This window comes from Streptomyces sp. NPDC023723, assembly GCF_040639815.1.
Lineage (GTDB): Bacteria > Actinomycetota > Actinomycetes > Streptomycetales > Streptomycetaceae > Streptomyces.
Genome location: NZ_JBFAAP010000068.1, coordinates 25612 through 34785, shown reverse-complemented (window position 1 = coordinate 34785; position 9174 = coordinate 25612). Strand labels below are relative to the sequence as shown.

The window sequence follows — 9174 nt, the reverse complement described above, 5'->3', positions numbered from 1 at the left end:
CTGATGTCCAGAACGGCCGCCACCCGACATCTGGACCCGGACCGGATCTCCTTCACCGAAACCCTGCGCTCCGCCCGGCGCAGCGTCACCGTCACACCGGGCAGTTTTTCCCCCTGACCTGCTGGTCAGAACACTCCACCTGCTCCAGCACGACCTGCTGGAACGACTCCTGCCTGCCAGACGCCCGCGCAGTCAGCCCCGCGTCGTCAAACGCAAGATGTCCAACTACCGGCTCAAACGGGCCGAACACCACACCTGGCCCCAGCCCACCCACACCGACGTCAGAGCCATCCGCATCCAACGACCCCAACCCGCAGACCCATAAAGCAACGGCATTGGACCTAGGGCATGTTTCACAAGTCAGGTCAGACCGCGACAAGGAGGCCGATGGCGCGCTGGCAAGCAGTCCCGTGACACGCTACCGGGCCGGGGAATCGGCAGCGTCGTAGCTCTGCTGGGCGGCCTCCAGCGCCGGGGTGTTGGTGCTGAACCAGCTCAGTAGCGCGCACAGCTGCTGCGCCAGGCTCCGCCCGAGTGGCGTCAGGCTGTAGGTGACCTGTGGCGGGACGGTCGGCTCCACCAGGCGTTCGACCAGCCCGTACCGCACCACCGACTTGAGGTACTGCGACAGCATCTTCTGGCTGATGCCGCCGATGTGCCGATGAAGGCCGGAGAAGCGCATCGGTCCAGGAACCAGCGCAGCGATGATCAACGCACCCCACCGGCCGGTCACTTGGGCCATCACCGGCCGCGTCGGGCAGTCCTTGTCGAAAGAGTCTGCCGGAAGCTGGACGAAAACATCCTTGAACTGCTCACTCACAGCCATGTCACCAGCTTACAAAAAGGTACGTACTTACGAAAGGTCGCCGACAGTCCTAGAGTCGACCCACGGAACTGGCGGTCAAACAAGACGAATGGATTCAAGTGTTCACAAGCCATGCATCCCCGGCCTTCCTGGGCTGGGACCTCGGAGGCATCGTTGTGCGCCGAGTCGACGAAATCGACATGTCACCGGCAACCAGTCAATGGCTGCTGCCCGATGCCACACCGGAACACTTGCACCACACCTGGCTGCAACCCCACTTCACCGACGGCACAGCCTTTGCGATGCACGTTCAAATCTTCGCGATCGAGGTGAACGGCAAGCGCATCCTGGTCGACACCGGCATCGGCAACGACAAGCCCCGGCAGATACCCGACGCCGACAACCTGCAGACCCCACTGCTGCGCTGGCTGACCGCCGCGGGTTTCGCCCCGGACACCGTCGACCTGGTGATCACCACGCACATGCACGTCGACCACGTCGGCTGGAACACTCACCTGGTCGACAGCCGGTGGACACCGACCTTCCCGAACGCCCGCTACCTCACCGACCGCAGAGAATGGGACTACTGGACCGCCACCGCCGAAAGCGACGAGGAAGTCGCCCAGGTGCACCGCGACTCCCTGCAACCCATCCGTGACCACGGTCTGTACGACCTGCTCGACATCCCCCCTCAGGCCTTGAGGTGGCCGACGGCGTCCGCCTGGTACCGACGCGCGGCCACACGCCCGGCCACCTGTCGGTCAAGCTGACAGGCACCGGCCGCAATGCGCTGATCAGCGGCGACAGCTTGCATCATCCCGTACAACTGGCGTACCCCGACATGGGTAGCGTCGGTGACGTCGATCCCGCCGAGGCGCGAACCACCCGCCACCACTTGCTCACCGAGCTGGCCGGTACCGATGACCTGCTGCTGGGCACCCACTTCACGCATCCCACCAGCGGACGCGTCCAGCAGCGGGACAACCAATACCAGCTGCTGGACGCGTCCCCTGTCCTTCTCCCGCCCGCCTCGTATTAAAGATCGCGGGCCGGTAACAGCGCCCAGAGGGCGTTTCGAAGTGCTGGGTCACAGCCACTCGCTGATGGCCGCGACCAGCACGGTCGCCTCATAGCGAACGGCGAGTTTGTCGTACCTCGTCGCCACCGCACGGTGGCGCTTGAGGCGATTGATTCCGCACTCCACCGCGTGGCGCTCTTTGTAGTCGGCCGCGTCGAACGCCGGCGGTCGGCCACCGCGGGAACCACGCTTCTTGCGGTTGGCGATCTGGTCGCGCTTCTCCGGGACCGTGCAGCGGATACCGCACTTGCGCAGGTAGGCGCGGTTCGCGCGGGAGCCGTACGCCTTGTCGGCCCGAACCTTGTCAGGCCGGGTGCGCGGACGGCCTGGCCCGAGCCGGGGCACCCGGATACGGCCCAGGACCACTTGGAACTGCGGGGAGTCGCCGCGCTGTCCGCCCGTGATCACCAGTGACATCGGCTTCTGGGCCTGCTCGACCGCCAGATGGAGCTTGGTCGTCAGCCCGCCTCGGGAGCGTCCGAGCCCGTGGTCGTCGGGCTCGGTGAACACACCACCCGGCGGCTCGACCTGCAGATCCCCTTTTTGCGGGCACCCGCCGCATGCTGGTGGGCGCGAGCGACGGCCGAGTCCACCAAAACATCCCAGGTGATCAGCCCCTCCGCGTCGGCCCGGGCCTGCAGTTGCTCGAACATGCGGTGCCAGGTGCCGTCCCGCTGCCAACGCCGAAACAGTCCGTACACCGTCTCCCACGGGCCGTACCGCTCGGGCACGTCCCGCCACGGCGCACCAGCGCGGGTGCGCCAGCGTATGCCGTCTATCAGCCGCCGCTTGGTGTGCACCGGTGGCCGTCCGGGCTTCTTCCCAGCGGGAAGCAGGGGCTCCAGCTTCGCCCACTGCGCATTCGTCAGATCATGCCTCCCCATGAAGTGGATCTTGACACATTAAGATCCACTTCTGAAACACGCCCTAGCAGCGGCCCGAGGTGGTCGATGATCCGATCTGCGGCCGACTTCGAGATGCCGAACAGCGGGGCGATTTGGCGCATGGTCAAGTTCGTGCGCCAGTAGGCCGTTACAAGCAGAATGCGATCCTCGAGTGGGAGCCCCCAGGGCCGCCCACGCTGAAGTCCGGCAGCGGTCTCGCGCCGCACGGCAGTCACCAGCCTGCGGAAGGAGCGCGGGCTCAGCCCGGTGAAGGGACCTATCCAGGACGGCACCGACGCCGTGATCACCGCAGTCACACCAAGATCGTTTCATCTGGGGTCGACCGGGACGGGTATGGGTCAAGCGCGGAGCCCGAGGTGCCGGTCCAGCTGACCGCGCAGACGCGCGGAAGCCCCACGGAGAGTCCCGAGTTGTCGCACTTCTGCCGCCGCGAGTTCCGTCCGCTCAGCCAGCGCGAGCACAGCGGCATAGGGCCGTTCACCTTCGGCGAGTTTCGCCGCCACGGCATCACGGACGCGTCGTAGCACCGCGTGGTCCGCGCTCGGATGCTCCGCCAGCAGCCGAAGGAGCCTGTTGTCGTTCCAGGCACTGTCTTGCGCCGTGCTCAGTTCCAGCAGAGTGCCGGGCGCCGTGGCGGGATTGGCGGCCAGTGCCTGCCATACGAAGGGGTAAGGACACCGTGCGAGGCGATGCAGTACGGCGCTGTCGCTCTCGGCATGCGCCAGTTCAAGGTAGTCAGCAGGCGTGTGCACGGACATGGCCCCCAGAATCGTCGGGGCGATCATCCTGCCATCAGGGCCCAGTCGCCCGCGCGCGGGGCGCTGCCGCAAACGGTCGAAGATCGCTTACGGGACAGCCCTTACGAGCTCGTGCACGGTAGGCGGTGAGACGTCGAGGATGGCGGCGGGGCTCGGTGTTCACCTCTGCCGTGTCGACGTCAGGTCCGCGGTCTGCTGATGGGACAGCAGGCCGGCGACGGCCTGGACGGTGTCGCTCATGTGCTCGCGGCGGCCGAGGTGGCGGGCCAGGGCTCGCCAGTTCTTCAGATGCGCGATGCCGTGCTCGACCCGGATACGGCGTGAGGAGTGTGCCTTGCGCTGGCGCTCGTGCATCTCCTCGTACCAGTCCGGGGCGTCCTTCTTGAACTTGCGGTGCGGTGGTGTCACCACTCGGCTGCCGGTCTGCGCGCCCAGACCCTGGTAGCCGGCATCGGCGAGGATTTCCACCGCGGGCCCGTCGACCAAGAGCTTGACCAGCCCCAACTGGCGGGCGTATGTGATGTCCGCGCAGCTTGCGGGCCGCGCTGGGCTGCACCACAGCACGCGGCCTTCGCCGTCTGTGACCACCATGGACTTGACGGCGTTCTGCTTGTTCTTGCCGGAGATGAACTTGTCGCGGTCCTTGCGACCGGCGGCGGGCCGACGGACCCGGATCTCGGTGCCGTCGACGATGGCGGTCGTCCCGCTCGCGCCGAGGTGGTCTACGACGTCGGCCAGAGTTCGCAGCCGCACGTCGGGGCTGACGGTGCAGCCTCGCTCGGCGAGCAGGGGCCGCACCTCACTGACGGCCCGGGTGATGGTGGAGCGGTCCACGCCGAACCAGCAGGCCAGCACGTCGTGGGTCACACCGTGCCGAAGATGGACGAGCGTGGCCAGCAGCCGGTCGACGAACACCAGCCGGTGCTTGGCGCCGGCGCCCACGGCCCGCTTCCGCGGTCGGGCGGCAAGCCGCGCCTGGTGGCGCTCCTGCCACAACGGGCCGATCTCCTTGACGAGTTCAGCAATGACTTCCACAGTCAGGCCCGTGATCCGCCGATTACTGATGATCACCGCACGCGTTGAGTTCCGCACCCACCCGACCATGATCAACCATCCGGGCTCGGCGTCTCACCGCCTACCGTGCACGAGCTCGTTAGGCGGTCGATGTAGCGCCGCTCGCGTTCGTCCTCCGACCTCACACTGCCGAACGCCAATGCCACGTCCACCGACCGCTCAGCGGAAGCGGCTCGTACGTCAGGGTGCCGTCGGCTGCGTACGAGGCGACGACGGAGTACACGAACTGCCGCTCCGGCATCCGAGTCCAAACGGAGCCGCCGCCCGTCCATCGGTCGCGCTTCTGCGGTCCGAGTGCTCCTCGGCGGTCGATCTCCTCTTCGGACCACCCGTCCTTGCGCAGAACTTCGCAGCTCTCCCGGTGGTCGTCATCCCACTGGTCAGCGACGTCCCGAGCGAGCTGACGGTCCACGAACGGCACCTCGCGGTCCCCCAAGGTGACCACGAACACCGGCTCGTCCACCTGCGCCACGGTGTCCTCGGTCATGTCGCTCGCGTCCTTCCAAGGGTTGTCCATCAGGCCCGAGGACTGGCGGGGGACCTGGGGAAGGCTGTCGGTCGAGGAGGCAAGGCCGGACTGGACCAGGAAGCCCGGCAGCGGCGCAGTGGGGTCCATCGCCCACTCGACGGCGGCCACAACCTCATCGTCCAGCGCGTCCAGGAGATGGCCGTACGTGTCCACCGTGGTGGTGATGGACTCGTGTCCCAAGCGCCGTTGGATGGCAGGCTGCGGGACCTTCGCAGCAATCAGCCACGAAGCGTGCGAGTGCCGGAGGTCATGGATTCTTGGGCGCTTGATCAAGCCGTACTTCTCGGCGGCGAGTTCGATCGCAGGCAGCCAACGGAGACGTCGAAAGGTCCCTGGGTCCCACTTGTTGCCCTCCGGACCGGTGAACAGGAGATCGTCCTGTTTCAGGCCCTTGGCCCGGCTCCGCAGCATCCGGTCCAGCCGGTGGGTGATGACGACCGTCCGACGAGATTTCCGGGTCATCGGGGCGCCGAGCACGGACTTCCCGTCCTCGTCCTTTTTCCACGCCCTCTGTACGCGGATGGCGGGCCGGCCGTTGCGCCGCCGAAGGTCGCGAGCCTGGAGCGCGGTCGCCTCGCCCCACCGGAAGCCGGTCTCCGCGATGGTCTCGGCAGGGTCCTTGGCGTCGTCCCGGAGGAACTCGTAGATCCACGCCCACTCCTCACGTTCGAGGAAGACGATCTCTTCCTCGTCCTCAGTGGAGTCGAGCCGAGGCAGGCGTGTCTTGGCGCACGGATTGGAGGCGCGCAGTGACGTTTCCGCATCGACTGCGGACTGCATGATCGCGCTGAGCAGACCGTGCTTGTTGTGAATGGTCTTCGGCTTGTACGCGGTCCGAGGCTTACGATCGCGGGGATCGAGCGGGGCGAGACGGCCGGCCTCCAGGTCGTTGACCCAGTCCTGGATCATGGACCGGACGATGCTCCCTTCGCCGTCCTCCACGGAGTACGGCCCGAATCAGGGGACCATGTTGTCCAGGACATCTTTCCTGTACTTGGCGCGCGTATCGCCCTGGATGCCGGTGAGGCGGTCCACGTAGGCAAGGGCGAAGGGCTCGAACATCGCCTCCTTGCGTCGCCGGTCCGCGACGAAGCCCTCTCCCCGGGTCCACCCAGGCGGCCATTGCTCACCGTGCGCCTTCACAAGATCACGGAACGTCTCAGCCGCAGTAAGGGCGTCGAAAACTTCCGACTCCCGCTTACCGTTCCGCGCTCCCCCTGCACGCCAGCGGACGACGAACGAGGGGTCCCCATCCCGTCGCTCCTTGGTTTCGATGTAAGCCATGAGACGACCGTAATTGACGCGATGTGCCCACCAGGTGCCCACCAGGACCACGAAAGACCCTCCCCGACCCGGCGTTTCCGCAGGTCAGGGAGGGTCTGGAGGGAGTGGAGCCTAGGGGAGTCGAACCCTGGCACCGCATCGCAAACACCGCGTGCCAGACAGCGGGCAGAAAGCGCCCCGCCCTGATCCAGCGATTACAAGGAAGTGCCCTGGCACAGCTACGCCCACGATGAAAACCTGGCCGGGTTACTCAGTCCGGCCGTCGCCGGGCAGAACAACTCAGTTGCCTCCTGCCACCGCTTCGGCAGGGGGCACTTGCGCAGGGCCTACCAGGCCCGGTCGGCGGCGGTTCATCCCTGCTGGCGCGGGGATGCTCCGATGCCACGGTGGTAGCGGCACTGGCCATGGGCGTGAGCGCATCCCCGCACCGCGTCATCCAGGAAGCTGGTCGGTAGGCCAGCGCCAGCAGGTGAAACACATAAACAGTCACAGAGAGTTGTCGCCATCAGGCCAGGCCAGCGGCCTGAAACACCCCGGTCGCACCCTCACCCCAGGGGGTTTCCAGGGAGTTCGGGTACGAATCCAGGGAGTTTTCAGGGAGTTTCAGCGCGGGACAGGCCGGGACGCGGAGGGCTTTCGATTCCGCACAACAGTGCAGGTCATGGCACTAACTCTCGAAGGTCTCCGCAGGTCGGCAGCTCTTCTGCTGCCAGAAGACCGTCAACCGCATGCCCCCAGTATCCCGCCCCCGGGTGCGGGCCCGGCCCGGGCCGCCTGCGGAGACCGCTTTCCGCCCTACGGTCTGACACATGGCCGACACCGCGGTTCCACTCCCCCCGACGCCCACGGCACGCTCCCCGCTGGCCCGTGCCGAGCACTTCGTGTGGCTCACCGCGCGGGTGCTGGAACGACATCTGTTCGCGTACCACTTCCGGGGCGGTGCGGCGGCCCCGGTGGAAACGGCGCTCGACGCCTACCGCACCCCGGACGGCGGCTACGGCCACGCGCTGGACCCGGCGCTGCGCGACCCGGACAGCCAGGTGCCGCACACCGTGTACGCCTTGCGCGTCCTGGACGCCGTCGGCCGTCGCAACGGACCACTCGTCGAACAGATGTGCCGCTACCTGGCATCCGTCTCCACCTCGGACGGCGCCCTGCCCGGCGCGCTGACCGCCACCGGCCCGGTGGTCGGCCTGCTGCACCGCAACGGGGTATGGCACGCCTGGCTCTTCCGGGCCACCGAATTCTGCTGGCTCAGGACCGAGTCCCTGCGCAGCCGTGACCCCTACGAGATCCGGGCGGCGGTGGCCTTCCTGGATTCCGTGCCCGACCGCCGCCGCGCGGAGGCGGCCGCCGACCGCCTGGGCCGTCTGCTGCGCGAGCAGCACCTGGCGGTACTGGACCCGGCCGCCCGCACCCCCGGCGAGCGCCGCCTCCTCCCCCACGACTACGCGCCCACTCCGCGCTCCCTCGCGCGCGCGTGGTTCACGGACGACGAGATGGCACGCTCCCTGGACTTCCTGGCGGCGGCACAGGAGCAGGACGGCGGCTGGCCGGTGCACAGCCCCGCCCCGGGGACACCGAACGCCGTCCTGGAGGCCCGCCCCGGGGTGACCATCGGCGCCCTGCGCACCCTCCACGCGCACGGCCGCACCATCACCTGACGCCGCTCACCCGCCCAGCGCCCGCACCCCGGCGGTCACCGCGACCGCCACGGCGACGACCAGCAGGAACGGCGCGCGCAGGACCAGCGCGACGGCCGCCGCCGCGAGCCCGGCGGCCCGCGCGTCCAGCACGAGCACCCGCCCGTCGGCGAAGGTCTGCTGCGCCGTGAGGGCGGCCAGCAGGGCAACCGGAAGCAGCGCGGCCAGCCTGCGCACCAGGGGCCGCTCCAGGGCGCCCGCGGGCACCAGCAGCCCGGCGAGCTTGACCGCGTAGCACCCCAGCGCGGTCAGGCCGATCGCGATCCAGACGTTCACCGCGCGTCCTCGCGTCCGCGCCGCCCCCGCGCCCACAGCACGGCCGGCGCGGCCAGCGCGGCGACCAGTACCGGCGTACCGGCCGGCAGCACCGGCAGCAGACCGAGCCCCAGCAGCACCGCGAGCCCGGCCACCGTCCGCTCGACCGAGGTCTTCAGCATCGGCGCGAGCAACGCCAGGAAAACCGCCGGCCCGGCCGCGTCGAGCCCCCAGGCATCGGTGTCCCCGATGGCCTCCGCCCCCAGCGCGCCCAACAGCGTCGTGAGGTTCCACAGCGCGTAGAGACTCACCCCGGTGACCGTGAACCCGATCCGTACCGCCCGCCGGGTCGGCTGGGCCAGTGCCACCGCGGCCGTCTCGTCGATGACCCACTGCGCGGCGAACGGCCGCACCACCCTCGGCAGAGCCAGCAACTGCGACAGCCGCAGCCCGTAGAAGGCGTTGCGCACCCCCAGGAAGAAAGCCCCGGCCGCGGCGGTGAAGGGGTTCCCACCGGCCGCGAGCGCCCCCACCAGCGCGAACTGAGACGCCCCCGTGAACACCAGCAGACTGAGCGCACAGGTCTGGGCCGGCGTCAGCCCGCCTCCCGCCGAGGTCACCCCGAAGGCGAACCCGGACAACCCCACGGCGACACCGACACCCAGACCGTCCCGCACGACGGCCGCGTCGGGCTTCCGCACACCTTCTCGAACCGCTGTCTCTTCTTCTGCCACACCGCAGACGGTAGGACCAACCGCCACCGGACGTCTTGTACGTTCTCGC

Annotated in this window: 11 protein-coding genes and 1 pseudogene; 3 read left to right on the top strand and 9 right to left on the bottom strand. The window is 68.3% G+C overall.

Translation table 11 applies throughout. The annotated features are described in order from the left end of the window. Positions 1-418: 418 nt before the first annotated feature. The gene (locus AB0G32_RS36320) at positions 419-826 is read right to left on the bottom strand and encodes a helix-turn-helix domain-containing protein (RefSeq protein WP_361173745.1); all 408 of its coding nucleotides are present in this window, start codon (positions 824-826) and stop codon (positions 419-421) included. 98 nt (positions 827-924) lie between these two features. On the opposite strand from AB0G32_RS36320, the gene AB0G32_RS36315 reads away from it, so the two are divergent. Both AB0G32_RS36315 and AB0G32_RS36310 read left to right on the top strand, forming a co-directional pair. Next, entirely contained in the window at positions 925-1575 is a 651-nt protein-coding gene (locus tag AB0G32_RS36315; RefSeq protein ID WP_361173742.1) for an MBL fold metallo-hydrolase, read from the top strand. A gap of 71 nt (positions 1576-1646) precedes the next feature. Next, positions 1647-1844, top strand: a complete 198-nt coding sequence (locus tag AB0G32_RS36310) for a hypothetical protein (protein ID WP_361173739.1) — start codon at positions 1647-1649, stop codon at positions 1842-1844. Positions 1845-1892: 48 nt separating this feature from the next. Here the strand turns inward: AB0G32_RS36310 and AB0G32_RS36305 are convergent. The 6 genes and pseudogenes from AB0G32_RS36305 to AB0G32_RS36280 form a co-directional block, all read right to left on the bottom strand. Continuing rightward, a protein-coding gene (locus AB0G32_RS36305) for an IS5 family transposase (RefSeq protein WP_361173736.1) occupies positions 1893-2767 on the bottom strand; the annotation gives its coding sequence in 2 pieces (ribosomal slippage) (positions 1893-2420 and positions 2423-2767; 873 coding nt in all). A gap of 44 nt (positions 2768-2811) precedes the next feature. After that, positions 2812-3084, bottom strand: a pseudogene (locus AB0G32_RS36300) (transposase family protein); the annotation flags it as partial. Positions 3085-3126: 42 nt separating this feature from the next. Next, positions 3127-3546, bottom strand: a complete 420-nt coding sequence (locus tag AB0G32_RS36295; RefSeq protein WP_361173733.1) for a hypothetical protein — start codon at positions 3544-3546, stop codon at positions 3127-3129. Positions 3547-3705: 159 nt separating this feature from the next. Continuing rightward, on the bottom strand, positions 3706-4617 hold the full coding sequence (locus AB0G32_RS36290) for a transposase family protein (protein WP_361173730.1): 912 nt from the start codon (positions 4615-4617) through the stop codon (positions 3706-3708). Between the two features lie 124 nt (positions 4618-4741). Continuing rightward, on the bottom strand, positions 4742-6058 hold the full coding sequence (locus AB0G32_RS36285) for a site-specific integrase (protein ID WP_361173727.1): 1317 nt from the start codon (positions 6056-6058) through the stop codon (positions 4742-4744). A gap of 48 nt (positions 6059-6106) precedes the next feature. Next, complete coding sequence (locus AB0G32_RS36280) at positions 6107-6433, bottom strand: hypothetical protein (protein WP_361173724.1); 327 nt, start codon at positions 6431-6433, stop codon at positions 6107-6109. 809 nt (positions 6434-7242) lie between these two features. On the opposite strand from AB0G32_RS36280, the gene AB0G32_RS36275 reads away from it, so the two are divergent. After that, entirely contained in the window at positions 7243-8097 is an 855-nt protein-coding gene (locus tag AB0G32_RS36275) for a hypothetical protein (RefSeq protein ID WP_361173721.1), read from the top strand. A 6-nt stretch (positions 8098-8103) separates the two neighbouring features. On the opposite strand, the gene AB0G32_RS36270 is transcribed toward AB0G32_RS36275, so the two are convergent. Continuing rightward, a complete protein-coding gene (locus AB0G32_RS36270; RefSeq protein WP_361173718.1) occupies positions 8104-8412 on the bottom strand; it encodes an AzlD domain-containing protein in 309 nt (102 codons plus the stop codon). Then, the gene (locus AB0G32_RS36265) at positions 8409-9125 is read right to left on the bottom strand and encodes an AzlC family ABC transporter permease (protein WP_361173715.1); all 717 of its coding nucleotides are present in this window, start codon (positions 9123-9125) and stop codon (positions 8409-8411) included. Before AB0G32_RS36265 ends, AB0G32_RS36270 begins: the two co-directional genes overlap by 4 nt. Between the last annotated feature and the right edge of the window lie 49 nt (positions 9126-9174).